The organism is Shewanella sp. CAL98-MNA-CIBAN-0140, assembly GCF_040309905.1.
In the GTDB taxonomy this organism is placed as follows: Bacteria; Pseudomonadota; Gammaproteobacteria; order Enterobacterales; family Shewanellaceae; genus Shewanella; species Shewanella psychromarinicola.
Genome location: NZ_JBEOPI010000178.1, coordinates 1 through 270, shown reverse-complemented (window position 1 = coordinate 270; position 270 = coordinate 1). Strand labels below are relative to the sequence as shown.

At 54.4% G+C, this 270-nt stretch carries 1 pseudogene; it reads left to right on the top strand.

Going from position 1 to position 270, the window contains the following annotated elements:
* Positions 1–185: pseudogene (locus AAEY93_RS20665) on the top strand (thiol:disulfide interchange protein DsbA/DsbL); the annotation flags it as partial.
* Positions 186–270: the final 85 nt, after the last annotated feature.

The following is a 270-nucleotide window of genomic DNA, read 5'->3' as shown; positions in this document are numbered from 1 at the left end:
GCTTTGGTGTGAATGCACGCATGCAGCAGGCCCAAGCCAAAATCCGCGGCGCGCGAGTAACCGGAACACCGACTATGCTGGTCAATGGTAAGTACATTGTTACCGCTTCTACCGCCGGTAGTCCGCAAGCGGCGATAGAGGTGGTTGAATACCTGGTTGCCCAGGAGCACGGCGACAGCGAATAAGCGTAAAGAGCCGTTGAACGGGCGGCGCGTGAACCCTTAAATTATAGGTGGCTATGTATAAGCGTTTGCGCAATCAGTGGAATGA